The following is a 15,679-nucleotide window of genomic DNA, read 5'->3' on the forward strand; positions in this document are numbered from 1 at the left end:
ATAACTTTGAAGGTGAATTCGGGAGGGGAAAAATATGAACGATAAAAAGAAAGTTTGGTTTATCACAGGTGCTGGACGTGGAATGGGCGTTGATTTCGTAAAATCTGCGCTTTCAGCAGGTAACCAAGTCATCGCCACTGGGCGTAATACGGAAAGGATAGCCGAAGTTCTTGGCAACGATGAAAATCTCCTGATCCAAAAATTAGATGTGACTAGCAATACCGATGCAGTAGCTGCCGTAGATGAAGCAGTTGCCCGGTTTGGCCGCATTGATATATTGATTAATAACGCAGGCTCTTTCTATGGAGGCTACTTTGAAGAATTTACACCTGAGCAAGTTGAGGAGCAACTCGCTACGAACCTTATCGGCCCGATGAATGTCACACGTGCGGTCCTGCCAATAATGAGAAAGCAGCGTTCTGGCCATATTCTTGCCGTCTCGTCGGGTGCGGGTCTCCAAGGGTTTGAGTTCAATACCGCCTACGCCGCTTCAAAGTTCGGTCTTGAGGGCTGGATGGAATCTCTGCAGCCTGAAGTTGAGCCTTTTGGCATCCATACCACCATCGTTAATCCAGGATTTTTCCGTACAGAACTGCTCACGAATGAATCGACGACCTTTGCCGAGCCGTCTATTGAGGAATACAAAGAGCGTAGAATAGAGTTTCAAGATTTTTTTATTCATCATAATGGCAAGCAAGCGGGAGACCCTAAAAGGCTATCTCAGGCACTCATTAAGATTACAAGTGAGGAACATCCGCCGAGCCGTTTCATTGCGGGTGCTGATGCCGTCGACCTTGCTGAGCAGAAAATTTCTGAACTTCGGAAGCAAATCGATGCTTACCGCGAGCTTTCGGTGTCTATGGCGTACGATGAAGCATAGATACGTTTGCTAGCGTCTAGGGCTGCATTAGAAAAAACCTTGTAGCAAATCGATATTGTCGCTGCCCCAAACATAATTGTTTGCAGGGCAGTTATTTTTTACAAAAAAAGTTAAAATTAATATACGAGACGCACGCCTATTCAGATTGATGCTCATACCACATAATACGTTAGAGTGCAGTTATTCAATGTCCAATATAGATAGAAGAAGATTAAAATCACAAGAAGAAATAAAAATGGCTTTTCTTGAGTTGATATCTGAAAAGCATTTTGATGACATTACAATGAGTGATATTTCCGATATGGCCAATGTAAGCCGCAGCACGATCTATTCTAATTACTCAGATAAACTTGATCTTCTTGATCATCTTATTAAAGAACATATGGAAGAAATGCGGGACTTATATGAAACAGCATCTGAAATAGACTTTTTCGAAGCAAATAAAGTTTGGTTTGAATATATCAAAGATCATTACTTATTCTTCTCTACAATGTTAGCAAGTAATGGACCAGATTATTTTTGTACTCATTTCTGTAAGTTTCTCGAAGAAGAATTCAAGAATATACTCAATGTTAATGTAGGAAAAAATAGAGGAATTAATGAAGAGATTACTCTTCAATTTGTCATGTCTTCCTATTTTGGAATAGTAGAATGGTGGGTCAAGAATAAAATGCCTTATTCTCCATATGTCATGGCTGAACAAGTAGGGATTTTAATGGAAAGAAATTTTTAAGCAAAATGGAGCTTTTTCATAGATTGCTTATATGAGTATTGGGACAGGAAAGAAAATTGAGTTGGTAGTGGAGGTTTAGATAATGGAAGAAATAACAGTTAAATTGACGTTTAACAAAGAGGTAGTAATGGTGAATATGTACGATAATCCAACAAGCAGAGATTTTTTAGCGCAGCTGCCGTTAACGATAACAATCGAGGATTATGCCAAAACTGAAAAAATAGCTTATTTACCAAAAAAGCTATCTATAGAAAAAGCACCACCAGGGTGTATTCCTTCAGTTGGCGATTTCACATATTATGCTCCTTGGGGAAATCTTGCTATATTTTATAAGGATTTCGGGTATTCGAATGGACTTATTAAATTAGGAAAGATTGAATCTGGCATAGAGAAGCTTGAAAGTGTGCATGGCAATTTTACAGTTGAAATTGAAAAAATTGATTAGAGGGAAACAGTAGGAGGAATATTATTTTTTGGCTAAACAAAACAAATTACTCATATTTATAGTCACCATAGGTGTGTTCGGAATTATTAATACAGAAATGGGTGTAATTGGCATCCTGCCTTCCATTGCGGATCACTTTCAAGTCAGTGTATCAAAAGCGGGAATGCTCGTAAGTCTTTTTGCCCTTGCTGTTGCAGTATCTGGTCCAACTATGCCGCTATTTTTTTCGGGGATCAATCGCAAGAAGGTGATGCTGCTCGTTCTTGGTATTTTCGTTATAGGAAACATTGTGTCCATATTTACAACGAACTTCACTATTGCGCTAATAGCTCGTGTAATTCCTGCCTTTTTTCATCCAATATATTGTTCATTGGCCTTTACAGTAGCTGCATCCTCAGTAAGTAAAGAAGAAGCCCCAAAAGCTGTTGCTAAAGTATTTATTGGGGTATCCGCGGGGATGGTAGTTGGTGTACCAATCGTGAGTTTTATTAATAATGTTGTTTCATTTGAAATGGCGATGGCCTTCTTTGCTATTGTAAATGCCCTTGTATTTATTGCTACATTGATTTTTGTACCATCAATGCCTGTAGGGGAAAGGCTGTCTTACGGAGCCCAATTATCCGTATTAAAAGGATCCATTACTTGGCTTTCTATCGCCGCGGTTATCTTATTAAATTCTGCCGTATTTGGCGTGTATAGTTATCTTGCTGAATATCTTAAAACGGTTACGAACATGTCTCCGAATACAATTAGTTTAATGTTATTTATATATGGTGGGGCCAATATTATTGGAAACATTGTGGCAGGTAGGCTGCTTACAAAGAATGCGAACAAATCTGTAGTCATATTTCCTTTTGCATTAGGAGTCGTTTACATCATATTATTCTTATTTGGTCATCTAACCATGCCTATGGCTATCATTACATTAATTTGGGGTATTATAGCTGGAATTGGAGCTAATATAAATCAATATTGGATTATATCTTCTGCTCCTCAAGCCCCTGATTTTGCAAATGGGTTATTTTTAACATCCGCTAACTTAGGAACAACATTTGGGGCGGCCGTAGGTGGATTATTTATATCAGAAATAGGTACACAATACGTCGTATTAGTAGGATTTTTATCGTTAATTTTGAGTGTGGTATTTATTTTGATAAGGAATTACATGTATAGCAGTGCGCGAAATAGTCGCTTAGACAAGAAATTAGTTTAGTGTTCTTTAAAATTAAAGAATCCAACTTTATAGGAAAATTTCCACCGCATGGATTGATAAATCTGTGCGTTTTTTTATTTCCAGTATTTTTACCATAGGAACAGAACAATTTTTAATATAAAAATTATATTATTGTATCATTTACAATAGTGTGTGGCATACACTATAATGAAATTAGGAGTTGATCATATGAAGGATGCTAGCGAACATATAGAAAAATTAATGCTGGAATTACGGAGAGGGACGATTACAATCGGTGTTCTCAGTCAGTTATCGGAGCCTCAATACGGCTACTCACTCGTTAAGATGCTCGGAGATAAGGGCATACAGGTCGAACCGGGAACCCTTTATCCGCTTCTGAGGAGATTGGAGAAGCAAGGCTTATTGGTGAGCGAGTGGGATACAGATGAGGCCCGCCCAAGGAAATATTATTTATTAAGCGAAACGGGAAAAGAGGTTTTTAAACTTTTATGCATCGAATGGGAAGGTATTGTGAAAAGTTTAGACCACTTAATCAACCAAAAAGGGGATGATGGGGATGGAGTTGATTGAAAGGTATATTTATGCAGTTACCCGAAGGCTGCCGCAATCGCAGCGGGAGGATGTTGAAAAAGAACTTCGAGGCTTGATAGCAGATATGCTTGATGATCGTGTTGGAGAAGATGAAGTAACGAAAGCGCATATCGAAGAAGTTTTGTTGGAATTGGGTGAACCTAGGAAATTGGCGAGGCAGTACGGAGGTAAAAATAAGTATATTATCGGGCCCGTATTTTTTGATCCATATATGACGGTATTGAAAATATCCATAATCTCAATGGTTGCGGCCATGAGTGTTGTATTTGTCATTAAAGTGTATATGGATCCGGTTCATGTAATCGATCATTTTGTAAGTTTTATTGTGTCATTAGTGACGGTCGCCATTCCACAAGGAGTTGGCTGGGTTACACTAGTGTTTGGCTTTATAGAGTATTTTGGAGGCATCAATGAACAAAAACTTCAAAAAGCTTGGAAATTAGCTGACCTTCCACCTTTGCCAGATTCAAAAAGACAGATCAAACGTTTTGAACCGATTGCTGGTATCGTGTTTTTAGTTTTGCTTTTCATGATGTTTTCAAGTAAATATTTTGGGATCTTTGCTTTAAAAGATGGTGAGTTATCTGCAGTAATTCCATTTTTAAATAAAGAAACTATTTTAACATCCATGCCGGGGATCATTTTTATATTAGGATTGGGGATTTTAAAAGAAGCGTTAAAGCTCGTATATGAACGGTGGACGAAAAAATTTATGTTATATACGATTGTCATAAATGCGATTTCGTTGGCGGTAGTCCTATTAATGATTACCATGGCTTCATTTTGGAATCCAAACTTTATGCTGGAATTGTCGCAAGTCTATAATATATCGGTCGGCAATGAAACGTTCAAAACAATCGAAACTATTTGGAACATCTCGACTAGATTGTTTGTGATTTCTCTTATCATCGGTTTGGTGTGGGATATTGTAAGCGGAATTTTTAAGATGCGAAAATTGGCATAAGATCATATAAAAAACGTTTGCGTTTATTAGGTAGAGAACTTTCTAATAAGTATTTGCTGATTGCAAGTACCTCTTTAAAAGTTCTCTTTTTATATTTCTTAAAATAGTTGGGTGAAAATGGTATTTAAATGTTGGAAATTTCCAGTAAATTCGATAAAATGTAAAAAAAAGAGAGACAGAGTTCATTTACTATTGGAAAGGAGGTGAAAAGAGATGAAGAGAACTTTTATATTTCTTTTGGGATTCGCATTAATGATGTTGGCTTATTCACCTTCTATTCAAGCAAGCGAACATAATCAGGAAAAAACAAGGAACCTTTTTCGTGATTCCGGTGAAAAGCAGCGGATTCCAAATCTTAGCGATATTGATAATCTTGAAAGTATAGTCGTTATAGAAGAAGTACAGACACTTTTCATCTCAGATGATTTCAATGAAAAAGCTCAAAGGTCTAAGTCTGACTTAGTGAAATCAACTGATCAGGATGAAAGGGCTGATAAACAAATTTTCAATGTGCCAGTCGATTCTCAGCTGCCTGAAGAAATGGTTGAGCTGGAGGAGGAACCTGTTGAAGCAGAAGCTGAAAAACAATCTATCGAAGAATCTCCTGTAGATGATACGCGTTCTAAAAACACATCACTCTTTGAACTTCAATTCGATGAAAGATCGCTTAAACCCTTAACAAATGACATAAAATTGTCGCTTTTGGGCAATAGCAAGGAAAAAGAGAAGGATACATCCCACCTGATTGATATTGAAATTGCCGATTCTGCTTTGCTAGGTTCTTTAAAAGTTAGTGTATTGGACAATAAAAAGAAAAAAACAGACACTGACAATCAGAACAAGAAGAGCTTGATTGCAGTGGAGCTGGATAATCAGATTTTAGGAAATGCAAAAGTTGATGTATTGGAAAAGCAGGATGACAATACAGATACATATCGCTCGTTAAAAAGCAGCTTAGTGAAGGTTAATTTGGAAAACCCACTTATTGGGGAAGTGAAAGCGGGAGTAGCTAAGCATGATGGCTGCGAAGGAGAGAATCGCAGTAACTGTAAGGAAGAGCTTTTATCCATTGAGTTAAAAGAAACTGTAGTTGGAAATATCAAAGTGGATGTAATGAAAACCGACAGGAAAAAAACTGGCCTTCTTGATGTTGAGACAAAGGATACACCTATTCTTGGCGATGCAGATATTCACATAGGGGTAGACAAGCCAATTTTCACTGTTCTAAATCCAAAGATATCGAAACAGCCTGTAAAAAATTCTCAAGAACCGATTGGCTCGGAACGTCCGGAGAATGAGGTAGTAATAGAAGAAAATCTGATTGAATCGCCAAGTGAGTCACCGAGTGAATCACCAAGTGAATCGGTGCAACCGGAACAGTCTGTCACAAATGAAAAGCAAAAGAATTTTGAAAATGGAGTTTCGTCGATTGAAGAAACAGTTGAACCAGTAGCATCCATAGATTCAGATGTATATCCACCGAAGAATATCATCGATATGAACAAGATTGAACAGGATGGGGATTCTCCTGTTCTTGGTGAAGTTTCGAAAGAGGAAATTTCATCATACAAACCAGTTGATGATTCCTTTGGGATTGTCATTCAGAAATTACTGGATGCGGGAAACAAGCAAGTTTTAAATAATCCTATAAAGACAGATGTTGCTGCAGCCTCCTTAAATCCAGAAGAAAATAAGTTAAAGCTAAAAGGCAGCCTTTATGTATCAAAAGCTGTTATGCCGCTGTCTTTATTTTCCGGGCCGGGCATCTCAAGTTTATCCGGAAATTCCTTGACCAATACGGGCCTGGGAGACATGTTTGCTGGGAAATTGGATGTAATAAGCTATATATCAAATCAAATGACGAATAAAGCTTTGTCTAAAGTAAAAATACTGCGGACTAAGTGGAACAAAGAGCCACCTGTGAATCCGCCGAAGCAAGCCTTCTTCTTACCATAAAAAAATGAGGAGAAGGTGGAGCGAATGCATAAAAAAAGAGCTGAAGCAGTATTTGAATTACCGTCTAGTGTATGCAGCGAAGCGTTATCTAATCTAAAAACGACAATGATCCAAAATAAAGGCCTGCGAAGAAAAAAGGTAGGGCGTATTAATAAACAGGAAAGGTCATTCCTTCTTAAGTATAGAGTATACAGCGAAGTTCCAATCGCGGTAGGGGACAACATCAATAACATTGAGAGGATCCTGGAGTTGAAGATTATCAAAGTAAGACAGGAAATGGTCACTATCGGTTTGGCTAAAGGGTTAAATAATCCCGAAACACTCAATCTAAGCCAAAAGCTTGATGCATTATTGAATCAATATTCCCAATTAAAATGATTAGAGATTGTTTGTCATAGGTATTTTCAGCAAATGACAACCCCAATTGGAGGATTCTAAATTTCAAAGACGTAGTCCGTGGAAGATAGTGAGTGAGTTGCCTGGAAAATGGTACATGTATTTCCAGGCTTTGTTATGTTGTCTAATGAAAATCAAGACTCATTAAATTTTCCGTCTTTTCAAGATTATGATTGTATAAACGGACGACTTTTTAAATGCACGGTATGCTCGTTTATAAAATGAGAGAATATTTCATAACGAACCCATCGAAGCGGGAACTTAAGAGCTAGTTCTTGCCCATTGTTATAAATGAAAATATGTTTTTTGTTGTACTCTACCTTTCTTATGTCGTGAAGGAAAATACTATTTTGCTTGGAGCCATCTAGCTTGATTAGCTGGTCTCCGATAATAGAAATTTTTCGTTTTTTATTTTGAATTATTTCGTATAGGCATAATCCTCCTCCGACTATGGTAAAGAATAGGGAAAACAGGATAGAGCCATCGAATCCTGATACTAATTGTCTAAACCAATGGGCAATCAGAAGAGCTACAAAGAACCAAGCTCCCTTACTAAGTTTAGGAGAACTTTCAAAATATACGCTGTTTCCATGCTCTAACTCTTCTTCTTTTCTTTTTTCGTAAAAATCTTGCTTATGCTTTTCAATGCTGGCAGACTCAAATTCAACAAAATCAGAGTACGTTCCGTCCCATAAATTTGCCGCATCATCCCCGGCTTCTAGCGCATAACCGCCAACCCAGCCGATATACTCTGTTTGAAGCTCTTTGAATTTCATTAAATAAAAACGAATGGGCTGTCCATATTTGTTTTCTGATTCAATTTGATCAACGATTTGAATGTCTTCGGGATAATGAATAACATCATCACTTTCAGGAGTATTGGTGATGGTGTAAAAAAGTCTTGTTTTTGCTAAAAACGGTTGTTTCCCTTCCTTAATGGGATAAAGATGTTCCACATTTTTATCGACCAATTCCCAATACGTCATTTCAGCACTTTCTATATGCTCGGCGCATTCTAACAACAAGCTTTCTGGATAAGGAAGGCTTTTAGCGATACATACGAGCAATGCTTCCGTCTTAATTAATGGATCGTTGAAATGCAAGGCTTCATTAAGTTCTTCGGCAATGTCTTGTGAAAAGTAATATTTCATTAAATTAATGAAAAGCCTCATTTTATTTCGAACGATTAAGTAGCTATCTTTCCAAGCGGTATACACGTATTTCGTGGAATAATCCGCATTAAATTTTAAGTATTCTTGTTTAACAGATTCATAATCTGTAAGTAAAGTAGAGAGTACGATATCCTTTTTATAGACTTGCTCCATGCCAGATGTATTAAGAGAAAGGATTAAATCATAGATCATGTATTTATAATGGCTGGAATGAAGCTTGTCCAAAGTAGCGTCAAGAATTCCTTTTGTGAGCATCGGGTAGGAAGACAGCTCATTAATCGGAATATTGTATTCTTCGGTATCCATTAACTGGACAATCTTATCTTCAAGAAAATAAAACACTTCTTCATCTTCAGTTAATAACAAAAATTCAATGGCACGTTCTTTCGCATGCACATCGAACCCATCAAAATGCTTGATAAGAACTTCAACGACTTCCGGCATTGGAAAATCACATACAAAATCGATGAGATAGAAAGAAGGATTATCCCAATGATCGACACGTTCAGGAAATGGAGAAGCAGCCGTTTTAATTAACTCTTTCAGCACATCCATTTGAACTTCTAAACCATCTTGTTGTTTGTACTCATACAGTTTTCCAAGGGCTTCGTAACGGGTTTGCGGGTTTGCATTTTTTACTTGCTTTACGATCTTTCTTAATGCTAGTTCAATCAAGCTGTCCACCCTGTCTTTCTTTTCTGACATATGTTCAATTCTATTATTTCACTTTTATATCGGTAGTCAATCACATATTTGAAGGAATCTGAATTCACTCTGAAAAAGGCTTTTTACAAGGAATAGAGAATATGTATTTATGAGATTTTTGAGGAGAGGTCATGATGGCAAAAGAAAATTATCATAGAGCATTTGGGGTGTACGGAATTTGCTGCAACGATGATCAATTGCTAGTCATCCATAAGGGAAGAGGCCCATATAAAAATAGATTTGATTTGCCGGGTGGTAGTCTGGAAAATGGTGAGAGTCTAGTAGAATGTGTTCAAAGAGAAGTTTTAGAAGAGACAGGTTTTGCTATAAAAGTGTTGGAAAGTGTTGGAGTTGCCGACTTCCTGCTGCCTTGGGATTGGAAAGGATTTACCCATGTTCATCATATCGCCGTTTTTTACACAGTTTCGGTTGTAGGAGGATCACTTGTGCAGCCGGATCCATTTCCGGGACAAGATTCATTAGGGGCTTTATGGGTCTCGAAAAGTGATCTGAGTTTAGAAAATGCTTCTCCTCTAGTTATGAAGGCTGTACATTGGCTCAATACGAAAGAGCTTGGCATAGGTGTGGAGCGATATGAAAAGTGGAAAGTTCCGTGAGGATTGATGGTGTGAAAGATGCTGAACTGATAAAACAATACAACGAAATGCCGAAGAATTGGTAGAAGCTTTATCAGGTCTAAATGACAGTGATATGGATAAGAAAAGAGCAGAAGATAAATGGTAGATACGTGAAATGCCCACCATATTATTGAATGCGATTTATATTATTTTCAAATTGACAGGTACACGTTGGCCGATACAGGAGTGAAGTTTACCTTTAATAAAAACATGGAGCATAGTAAAACTATTTTGAGAGAGTATATTGCTTATCTTTGCAGCAGTTTACGAAAATCGTTAGATAGAGTGCTCATTCATCAGGACGGAAAAGCGACGGTCCGGGATGCTTTAAAACATAATATTCATAATGCCAATCAATTTAAAGATCAAGTACTGGAGACGAGGAGAATACATCATTTATAGGGGTGGAGAAAAGTGTTAACGTTCTATATTACAAGACACGGCGAAACAGAATGGAATGTGCAAAGTCGGATGCAAGGTTGGGGAGACTCGGAATTAACGAAAAATGGCATTCGAAATGCGAAGTTATTGGGCGAAAGGCTTAAAGATGTAGATTTCCAAGCGATCTATTCCAGCCCAAGTAAACGCACGCAATCGACGTCAGCGCTCATTCGTGGAAATCGAGATATCCCTATTCTTTTTGATGAAAATTTAAGAGAAATTCATATGGGAGATTGGGAAGGGAAAACGAGAGTCTTTTTAGAGGAAAATGATGCTAGTAATTTTCATGCCTTTTGGAATACTCCTCATTTGTATGTGCCGACGAAAGGAGAGCAATTTATAGATTTACAGGAAAGAGTTTTAAAAGCAATCGACGGCATAAAGCAATCGAACGAGAGCGGGAACGTTCTGATTGTTACCCATACCGCTGTAATAAAAGTATTACTTGCCTATTTTAAAAAGCTTCCGATGGAGAATTTGTGGGATCCGCCATATATTCATGATACGAGTCTCACTATGATTGAGTTTGATGGAAATGAAGTTAGAGTCATGATGGAAGGTGATGTATCGCATTGGGGAGAGTCAAATGAATAGGAGAGCGGTTGGAGCAGTTGTGTCCCACGGTCCACAATTTTTGCTCGTGCATAAAGTAAAAATCAATGCAGGAGGAGTTAAGGAGGATATTCAGGGAGAATGGGATTTTGTAAAAGGTGGAGTAGAGAATCATGAGGATTTGAAAATAGCGATGATAAGAGAGCTGGAAGAAGAAACGGGCTCTTCAAGCTATGCTTTTATTAAACAATTTGTTGAAAAAATCTGCTTCGAATTTCCGACTGACTTGCGAGAAAAAATTGGATATGACCGTCAAGAGACAACGATGTTCCATCTTGAATTTGTAGGCAATCCAAGTTGTTTAAAGCCCTTGGACAATGAAATCGATGAAATAATATTTGTGGCAAAAGAAGATGTTTTGAAAAGATTAACTTATCTCGACACGAAAGAATTTTTTGAAAAGCATTTTTAGTTGTACAAACGTAAGGAGAATAGATGAAAAAGTTCTTAACTATCGACAGGAAATAGGCAGCCATTATTAAATACAACTATCTTATTATCGAGAGGAAAATGGGGTGATTTCAACATGATGAAGGCGATTATTTTTGATTTAGATGGTACGCTGCTCGATCGGGATGCCTCCGTCGAGAAATTTATTCGTGCGCAATATAAGCGGTTAATAGCCTATGTCGGAAATGTTCCACATGAAACATATATTTCCAGATTCATAGAGTTGGATTGTAGAGGATATGTTTGGAAGGATAAAGTGTATCAGCAAATGGTCGAGGAATTTCCCATCCAAAACATTACTTGGGAAGCTTTGCTACAGGATTACATAAATGAATTTAAACATTATTGTGTACCTTTTCTCAATCTGACCCAACTACTGGAATCACTAAAAAAAGACTTTCGTCTCGGAATGATTACAAATGGATTTGGCCAGTTTCAGTTGGACAACATCAAAGCTTTAGGAATCGAACATTACTTTGACGAAATCCTTATTTCTGAATGGGAAGGGATGAAAAAGCCTGATCCCGAAATCTTTAAGAAAGCAGCAAGCCGACTCAAAGTACTGCCACAAGAATGTATGTATGTGGGTGATCATCCGAAAAACGATGTAAAAGGCGCTCAAAACGCGGGTATGATCGGAGTGTGGAAAAAAGATGCTGCGTGGCGGCAAGTAGATGCGGATTATATCATTGATGATTTACTAGAATTAATAAAAATTGTGAAGAAAAGGAATGAAGGGCATGGCCTATACATTTAAAGCAATCGATCATATTCAACTAGCAGCGCCAAAAGGCAGCGAAGAAGAGGCAAGACGATTTTTTAAAGGAATTTTAGGATTTGAAGAAATTGAAAAACCCGAAGCACTAAAAAAGAATGGCGGCGTTTGGTTTGCCTATGGAAATGTGCAATTACATATTGGTATAGAAGACCCTTTTTCAGCAACGAAAAAAGCACATCCAGCCTTCGAGGTGGAAAAGATCGAGGAATTGAAACAACATCTTTTAGAACATGAGGTTGAAATTATTGAAGACAACAAACTACCTGGAGCGAAAAGGTTTTACGTTGCGGATCCGTTCGGAAATCGAATTGAAATTTTGGAATGGATTTGATTTAGGACAATAGGAGACTAGCAATGGAAATATCATTAGTAAGACATGGAAAATCCCAGTGGTCCGATAATAAGCTTATAACTAGCCGGGAGTTTAAAAATTGGGTACAAAACTATGATAATTCCGGAGTGTTTGAAGAAAAATCATACCCTTTGGAAACCCTTGAAAAAATAGCCGCAGCGAAATTGGTGATGACGAGCGATTTGACCCGGTCCGTAGAATCTGCGAAGCTCTTAAATTCTAATATACAAATGATTTCAAATCCCTTGTTTCGTGAAACAGAATTACCTATTCCCTTTAGAAAATTAGGGAGATTAAAGGTAAAAGCAAGTACTTGGGCAATTGTATTACGGTGTTTATGGTTCAGTGGTTACTCTAATGGTTGTGAATCATTAACGGAAGCGAAAAAAAGAGCGGAACAGGCTGCAATATTATTAGTGAAATGTGCAAAGGAATATGAAAATGTTGTTTTAGTTGGACACGGATTTTTCAATATGCTGATTGCAAAAGAACTTAAAAAGCTAGGATGGACTGGAGCAAGGAGAACAAGCTCTAAGCACTGGGCTGCTACAACTTATTTACTAAAAAAGAAGGTGCTGTAAGTGAAGTTGACGGATTATTCAAAGATAGCAGAACGATACGATCGAAATCCATTTAGGATAAGCGAGGTTCAAGTTGATGCTGACATTAAAGCATACATAGACAAAATAGAAAAATCGTCTTATAACATACTCGATTTAGCTTGTGGTACAGGTCTTTATCTTGAAAAACAGGTAGGAGCATTTAAAGATCATCATATTCATTGGTATGGACTTGATGCCTCCGCGGAGATGTTGGAAAAAGCGAAGGAAAAAGTGCGTCAAGTCTCTTTTACGCCTGGGCTTGCAGAGGATATGCCATATCCATCCGATACTTTTGACTTTATCTCAAATAATTATGCCTTCCATCACTTTACTAAAAAGAATGAAGCAATTGATGAAATACATCGTGTGCTTTTAAAAGACGGGGTGTATAAATTACATAATATTTGTATTCACGATATGCCTCAATGGTGGGTTTATCATTACTTTCCTTCTGCATATGAGGAAGACATAAAAAGATATTGGGATAAGAAGCTTATTTTTAAAGAGCTTGTAAAAAGAGGCTTTGAAGTAAACGTAAAGATTGCCTATCGGATGGAGGAAGTAAAGGCAGCGGACTACCTCGTTTACGCAGAAAATCGGGATATTTCAGTCTTAACATTAATCAATGATGATGAGTACCGAAAAGGGTTGGAGAAAATGAAAGAAGATCTAAAACAGAATCCACATACAAGAATAGTAAATGAATTTGCAGAGATGTTCTGTTTGGCGAAAAAGTTATGAATACAGGGGGTTTTCTAAATGAATATTTCTTTAAATCTAATTGTATTGAAATCTAATAATCTTGAGGCATCTGTCTCTTTTTATAAGGAGCTTGGCCTCAAGTTTAAAAAGGAACAGCATGGCAAAGGTCCGGAGCATTATGCGTGTGAATTAGACCATCTCGTTTTTGAAATTTATCCTTCTACGGAGAAACAAATTGAAAAGATTCGAATTGGTTTTGCTGTAGAAAAACTGGAAAACATGATTGAAGCTCTAAGATCAAAAGGTAAAAAAATCACCACAGAACCAAAAATGAGTCCCTGGGGAAAACGTGCAGTTGTCATAGATCCAGATGGGAATAGTGTTGAATTACTAGAGTCTTTAGATAAGTAAAGAAGGCAAAATGGAACCGGACTTTTTACAGCACGCGGAATGATAGTATAAATAGGAGACTGCAAGCCATGGAAAATGAAATTCTAAATATATACGATGAACATAGAAACTTAATAGGGAAAGAAAGCCGTCAGGAAGTTCATCGAAAAGGACATTGGCACGAAACCTTTCAATGTTGGATCGTCGAGAAAGTGAACGGTATTAATTATATTTACTTTCAAGTTCGCAGCGATGAGAAAGCAGATTTTCCTAGTCTTTTAGATATAACGGCAGCGGGCCATATTCTTGCCCACGAAACGGTTGAAGATGGGATTAGGGAAGTCAAAGAAGAATTAGGCATTGATGTGAAGAAGGATGAATTGCTCCCACTAGGTGTTATTAAGAATACGATCATAACTGGAAATTTCATTGATTGCGAGTTTGGACACAATTTTTTATATAAATCTAAACAACCCTTAACGTTTAACTTGCAGGTGGAAGAGGTTTCTGGAATGGTAAAAGCGAATTTTAATGACTTTTATCAGTTCTGTTATGGAGAAATAGAAGAAATATTAGTAGAGGAATTATTAAAATCGGAACCTGTTCGTCGTTACATAGGCAAGGACCAATTCGTACCACATCAAGATACTTATTTTAAAAATGTAGCTGAGCGAATAGCTGCCTATTTAGATGGGGCGAGTTTTCAATAAATCTAGTGAGGTCGTTCAGAGATCGGCTTTACGGCTACTAAAAGGCCTTATTGGCTAATAGAAATGTCACGACGGCTAATAGAGTTGTGATAACGGCTAATAGAAAGTCACGACGGCTAATAGAGTTGTGATAACGGCTAATAGAAAGTCACGACGGCTAATAGAGTTGTGATAACGGCTAATAGAAATGTCACGACGGCTAATAGAGTTGTCATATCGGCTAATAGAATGTTATGACGTCTAATAGAGAGGCTGAAACGTCTAATAAAACCGGGCAATCGTCTATTAGAAACACCCAAGCGTCTAATAGAAAATCCATAGCGGTTCAATTATTCATTGATTAAATTCAATTACTAGAAAAACTCATAAAAGAATTAGAAACGAGGGTCATCTATGAAGTTTGTATTAATCGTTGGGCCACAGGCAGTTGGAAAAATGACAGTGGGGCAAGAATTGGAGAAAATAACGGATCTGAAACTTTTTCACAATCATATGACGATCGAAATGGTAACCCCATTTTTTAGTTATGGAACAGCAGCTGGGAAAAGATTAGTGAAGCTTTTTCGAGAGGAGATTTTTAAAGAGGTAGCGAATAGTGATTTATCGGGATTGATTTTTACATTTGTATGCGCGTTTGACGTAAAGGAAGATATGGAGTACGTCGATGAAATCTGCGGAATTTTCGAATCGAGGGGAGGCACTGTATATTTTGTTGAGCTTGAGGCACATGTGGGTGAAAGACTAGAGCGGAATAAAAGCTCCAACAGACTTGAACAAAAGCCTACAAAGAGAAATATTGAGTGGTCTGAACGTGATTTACTCGAATCAATGGAAATGTACAGATTGAACTCGCTGCCAGGAGAAATAAATCGGGAACATTACATGAGAATCAACAATACTAATTTGAGTGCAGAGCAAGTCGCCAAAATGATAAAAGAGAGATTCGAATTATAAGGAGTGATCAAAC

The 15,679-nt window shown here is 37.5% G+C and carries 20 protein-coding genes; 19 read left to right on the forward strand and 1 reads right to left on the reverse strand.

Annotated elements, in window-relative coordinates:
• The first annotated feature begins 34 nt into the window (after positions 1-34).
• The 8 genes from KHA96_RS07920 (at position 35) to KHA96_RS07955 (ending at position 7,142) form a co-directional block, all read left to right on the forward strand.
• Positions 35-880 (forward strand): SDR family NAD(P)-dependent oxidoreductase, encoded by an 846-nt coding sequence (locus KHA96_RS07920; RefSeq protein WP_213128787.1) that lies wholly within the window; start codon positions 35-37, stop codon positions 878-880.
• Between the two features lie 187 nt (positions 881-1,067).
• On the forward strand, positions 1,068-1,613 hold the full coding sequence (locus tag KHA96_RS07925) for a TetR/AcrR family transcriptional regulator (protein ID WP_213128788.1): 546 nt from the start codon (positions 1,068-1,070) through the stop codon (positions 1,611-1,613).
• Positions 1,614-1,695: 82 nt separating this feature from the next.
• Positions 1,696-2,058 (forward strand): cyclophilin-like fold protein, encoded by a 363-nt coding sequence (locus KHA96_RS07930; protein WP_213128789.1) that lies wholly within the window; start codon positions 1,696-1,698, stop codon positions 2,056-2,058.
• Between the two features lie 28 nt (positions 2,059-2,086).
• The gene (locus KHA96_RS07935; protein ID WP_213128790.1) at positions 2,087-3,271 is read left to right on the forward strand and encodes an MFS transporter; all 1,185 of its coding nucleotides are present in this window, start codon (positions 2,087-2,089) and stop codon (positions 3,269-3,271) included.
• A gap of 189 nt (positions 3,272-3,460) precedes the next feature.
• Positions 3,461-3,823 carry a PadR family transcriptional regulator gene (locus KHA96_RS07940; protein WP_213128791.1) on the forward strand — a complete coding sequence of 121 codons (363 nt, stop codon included), beginning with the start codon at positions 3,461-3,463 and terminating at the stop codon, positions 3,821-3,823.
• Complete coding sequence (locus KHA96_RS07945; protein ID WP_213128792.1) at positions 3,810-4,808, forward strand: HAAS signaling domain-containing protein; 999 nt, start codon at positions 3,810-3,812, stop codon at positions 4,806-4,808. Before KHA96_RS07940 ends, KHA96_RS07945 begins: the two co-directional genes overlap by 14 nt.
• A 213-nt stretch (positions 4,809-5,021) precedes the next feature.
• A complete protein-coding gene (locus KHA96_RS07950; RefSeq protein WP_213128793.1) occupies positions 5,022-6,764 on the forward strand; it encodes a hypothetical protein in 1,743 nt (580 codons plus the stop codon).
• 24 nt (positions 6,765-6,788) lie between these two features.
• Entirely contained in the window at positions 6,789-7,142 is a 354-nt protein-coding gene (locus KHA96_RS07955; RefSeq protein WP_249315402.1) for an aspartyl-phosphate phosphatase Spo0E family protein, read from the forward strand.
• Positions 7,143-7,327: 185 nt separating this feature from the next.
• Here KHA96_RS07955 and KHA96_RS07960 read toward each other — a convergent pair whose 3' ends face one another.
• The gene (locus tag KHA96_RS07960) at positions 7,328-9,037 is read right to left on the reverse strand and encodes a hypothetical protein (protein WP_213128794.1); all 1,710 of its coding nucleotides are present in this window, start codon (positions 9,035-9,037) and stop codon (positions 7,328-7,330) included.
• A 131-nt stretch (positions 9,038-9,168) separates the two neighbouring features.
• Here KHA96_RS07960 and KHA96_RS07965 point away from each other — a divergent pair, with 131 nt between their 5' ends.
• The 11 genes from KHA96_RS07965 to KHA96_RS08015 all read left to right on the forward strand — a co-directional run bounded on the left by KHA96_RS07965 (position 9,169) and on the right by KHA96_RS08015 (position 15,666).
• Positions 9,169-9,654 carry an NUDIX hydrolase gene (locus KHA96_RS07965; RefSeq protein WP_213128795.1) on the forward strand — a complete coding sequence of 162 codons (486 nt, stop codon included), beginning with the start codon at positions 9,169-9,171 and terminating at the stop codon, positions 9,652-9,654.
• A 231-nt stretch (positions 9,655-9,885) separates the two neighbouring features.
• Complete coding sequence (locus KHA96_RS07970) at positions 9,886-10,077, forward strand: hypothetical protein (protein ID WP_213128796.1); 192 nt, start codon at positions 9,886-9,888, stop codon at positions 10,075-10,077.
• A 12-nt stretch (positions 10,078-10,089) separates the two neighbouring features.
• Entirely contained in the window at positions 10,090-10,710 is a 621-nt protein-coding gene (locus KHA96_RS07975; protein WP_213128797.1) for a histidine phosphatase family protein, read from the forward strand.
• The gene (locus KHA96_RS07980; RefSeq protein ID WP_213128798.1) at positions 10,703-11,140 is read left to right on the forward strand and encodes an NUDIX hydrolase; all 438 of its coding nucleotides are present in this window, start codon (positions 10,703-10,705) and stop codon (positions 11,138-11,140) included. Before KHA96_RS07975 ends, KHA96_RS07980 begins: the two co-directional genes overlap by 8 nt.
• Positions 11,141-11,254: 114 nt before the next feature.
• The gene (locus KHA96_RS07985) at positions 11,255-11,935 is read left to right on the forward strand and encodes an HAD family hydrolase (RefSeq protein WP_213128799.1); all 681 of its coding nucleotides are present in this window, start codon (positions 11,255-11,257) and stop codon (positions 11,933-11,935) included.
• Positions 11,919-12,287, forward strand: coding sequence for a VOC family protein (locus tag KHA96_RS07990; protein ID WP_213128800.1), 369 nt, complete (start codon positions 11,919-11,921; stop codon positions 12,285-12,287). The genes KHA96_RS07985 and KHA96_RS07990 overlap by 17 nt, the downstream gene beginning before the upstream one ends.
• Positions 12,288-12,310: 23 nt before the next feature.
• Entirely contained in the window at positions 12,311-12,889 is a 579-nt protein-coding gene (locus tag KHA96_RS07995; RefSeq protein ID WP_213128801.1) for a histidine phosphatase family protein, read from the forward strand.
• Positions 12,890-13,651 (forward strand): class I SAM-dependent methyltransferase, encoded by a 762-nt coding sequence (locus KHA96_RS08000; protein ID WP_213128802.1) that lies wholly within the window; start codon positions 12,890-12,892, stop codon positions 13,649-13,651. It abuts the gene before it with no gap.
• A gap of 18 nt (positions 13,652-13,669) precedes the next feature.
• The gene (locus tag KHA96_RS08005) at positions 13,670-14,023 is read left to right on the forward strand and encodes a VOC family protein (protein WP_213128803.1); all 354 of its coding nucleotides are present in this window, start codon (positions 13,670-13,672) and stop codon (positions 14,021-14,023) included.
• Positions 14,024-14,091: 68 nt separating this feature from the next.
• Complete coding sequence (locus tag KHA96_RS08010; protein ID WP_213128804.1) at positions 14,092-14,712, forward strand: NUDIX hydrolase; 621 nt, start codon at positions 14,092-14,094, stop codon at positions 14,710-14,712.
• 393 nt (positions 14,713-15,105) lie between these two features.
• Positions 15,106-15,666, forward strand: a complete 561-nt coding sequence (locus KHA96_RS08015; RefSeq protein WP_213128805.1) for a DEAD/DEAH box helicase family protein — start codon at positions 15,106-15,108, stop codon at positions 15,664-15,666.
• Positions 15,667-15,679 lie beyond the last annotated feature (13 nt).

Source organism: Bacillus sp. FJAT-49711, from assembly GCF_018343715.1.
In the GTDB taxonomy this organism is placed as follows: domain Bacteria; phylum Bacillota; class Bacilli; order Bacillales; family Bacillaceae_C; genus Lederbergia.

Excerpts from the sequence above, each read along its gene's own strand:
- KHA96_RS08005 (WP_213128803.1), top strand. The coding sequence starts at position 13,670 with ATGAATATTTCTTTAAATCTAATTGTATTGAAATCTAATAATCTTGAG.
- KHA96_RS07980 (WP_213128798.1), top strand. The coding sequence starts at position 10,703 with ATGAATAGGAGAGCGGTTGGAGCAGTTGTGTCCCACGGTCCACAATTT.
- KHA96_RS07920 (WP_213128787.1), top strand. The coding sequence starts at position 35 with ATGAACGATAAAAAGAAAGTTTGGTTTATCACAGGTGCTGGACGTGGA.
- KHA96_RS07965 (WP_213128795.1), top strand. The coding sequence starts at position 9,169 with ATGATGGCAAAAGAAAATTATCATAGAGCATTTGGGGTGTACGGAATT.
- KHA96_RS07995 (WP_213128801.1), top strand. The coding sequence starts at position 12,311 with ATGGAAATATCATTAGTAAGACATGGAAAATCCCAGTGGTCCGATAAT.
- KHA96_RS07960 (WP_213128794.1), bottom strand. The coding sequence starts at position 9,037 with ATGTCAGAAAAGAAAGACAGGGTGGACAGCTTGATTGAACTAGCATTA.
- KHA96_RS08015 (WP_213128805.1), top strand. The coding sequence starts at position 15,106 with ATGAAGTTTGTATTAATCGTTGGGCCACAGGCAGTTGGAAAAATGACA.
- KHA96_RS07925 (WP_213128788.1), top strand. The coding sequence starts at position 1,068 with ATGTCCAATATAGATAGAAGAAGATTAAAATCACAAGAAGAAATAAAA.
- KHA96_RS07945 (WP_213128792.1), top strand. The coding sequence starts at position 3,810 with ATGGAGTTGATTGAAAGGTATATTTATGCAGTTACCCGAAGGCTGCCG.
- KHA96_RS07955 (WP_249315402.1), top strand. The coding sequence starts at position 6,789 with ATGCATAAAAAAAGAGCTGAAGCAGTATTTGAATTACCGTCTAGTGTA.
- KHA96_RS07990 (WP_213128800.1), top strand. The coding sequence starts at position 11,919 with ATGGCCTATACATTTAAAGCAATCGATCATATTCAACTAGCAGCGCCA.
- KHA96_RS07970 (WP_213128796.1), top strand. The coding sequence starts at position 9,886 with ATGGAGCATAGTAAAACTATTTTGAGAGAGTATATTGCTTATCTTTGC.
- KHA96_RS07985 (WP_213128799.1), top strand. The coding sequence starts at position 11,255 with ATGATGAAGGCGATTATTTTTGATTTAGATGGTACGCTGCTCGATCGG.
- KHA96_RS08010 (WP_213128804.1), top strand. The coding sequence starts at position 14,092 with ATGGAAAATGAAATTCTAAATATATACGATGAACATAGAAACTTAATA.
- KHA96_RS07950 (WP_213128793.1), top strand. The coding sequence starts at position 5,022 with ATGAAGAGAACTTTTATATTTCTTTTGGGATTCGCATTAATGATGTTG.
- KHA96_RS07940 (WP_213128791.1), top strand. The coding sequence starts at position 3,461 with ATGAAGGATGCTAGCGAACATATAGAAAAATTAATGCTGGAATTACGG.
- KHA96_RS07930 (WP_213128789.1), top strand. The coding sequence starts at position 1,696 with ATGGAAGAAATAACAGTTAAATTGACGTTTAACAAAGAGGTAGTAATG.